This is a genomic window from Phytoactinopolyspora halotolerans (assembly GCF_010550675.1).
GTDB classification, from domain to species: Bacteria; Actinomycetota; Actinomycetes; order Jiangellales; family Jiangellaceae; genus Phytoactinopolyspora; species Phytoactinopolyspora halotolerans.
This window is the reverse complement of record NZ_JAAGOA010000057.1, coordinates 1-1,196: the sequence shown is the minus strand read 5'-3', so window position 1 is coordinate 1,196 and position 1,196 is coordinate 1. Positions and strand designations below refer to the sequence as shown.

Below are 1,196 nucleotides of genomic sequence, written 5' to 3'. Positions count from 1 at the left end.
GGCGCGCATGTCGTGCCGCCGGAATACCGCGACAGCCCGGAGATCGGCAGCGAAGCCGCCGCCGAGATGTGGACCACGCCGGCGTTGACCCGTCGACGGTCCGAATACATCGAGCTCGTCGTCGGGCCGATGCTGCAGGCGTGCGCACCGTATGCCCGGTGGGCGGACGTGTTCTGCGAACCGGGTGCGCCGACCGCCTTCGACGGCGACGAGTCCCGCACCATCCTGCAGGCCGCCGCCCAGGCCGGGCTGGGTCTACGCGTACACGCGGGGCAACTCGGGACGGGACCCGGCGTCGCACTCGGCGTCGAACTCGGCGCCGCCAGCGTCGACCATTGCACACATCTCACCGACGCCGACGTGGACCTGCTCGCCGACGCGGCCAGGGCGGCCGAGCGGGCGACCGTCGCCACGCTGCTCCCCGGGGTCGAGTTCTCCACCAAGTCGCCCTATCCGGACGCCCGGCGGCTGATCGACGCCGGAGTGCCGGTGGCGCTGGCCACGGACTGCAACCCGGGGACAAGCTTCACCTCGTCGATGCCGTTCTGCATCGCTCTGGCGGTGCGAGAGATGCGGATGACGCCGGGAGAGGCGCTGTGGTCGGCGACCGTCGGCGGTGCCCGAGCGCTGCGCCGTCACGACGTCGGTCATCTGAGTGTGGGCGCCCGGCCGGACCTGTGTGTACTCGACGCGCCGTCGCACCTGCACCTGGCCTACCGGCCCGGCGTGCCGATCGCCTCGGCACTGACCACGGCGACACCGCGCTGACGACCGCGACGCCGCGCTGACCTAGCCGAGCACGCGTACCGGCGGCCGTGACACAGTAGCGGTATGACGCACGTGAACGACGTGGACGTGATCCGGCGGCTACTGGCCACCCCCGCGACCTGGGCGGTTGTGGGTCTATCCAGTAACACCAGGCGCGTGGCCCACGGGGTCGCCGAGTACATCCGTGACGCACTCGGCATGCGCATCGTGCCGGTCAACCCACGAGCCGAACCGGCGCACGGAGCAACCGGATACGCACGGCTGGCCGATGTCCCGGCTCCGGTGGACGTCGTCGACTGTTTCGTCAACAGCCAGCGGGTCGGAGCCGTCATCGACGACGCCATCGCGGAACGGGAGCGCCTCGGCATCCGCGCGGTGTGGCTCCAGCTCGGCGTCATCGACGAAGCCGCTGCGCAGCGGGCCACAGA

2 protein-coding genes are annotated in these 1,196 nt (G+C 71.2%); both read left to right on the top strand.

Going from position 1 to position 1,196, the window contains the following annotated elements; genetic code table 11:
- The coding region (locus G1H10_RS32060) for an amidohydrolase family protein (RefSeq protein ID WP_163745351.1) at window positions 1–768 on the top strand (768 nt) is incomplete at its 5' end.
- Window positions 769–831: 63 nt separating this feature from the next.
- The coding region (locus G1H10_RS32055) for a CoA-binding protein (RefSeq protein WP_163745350.1) at window positions 832–1,196 on the top strand (365 nt) is incomplete at its 3' end.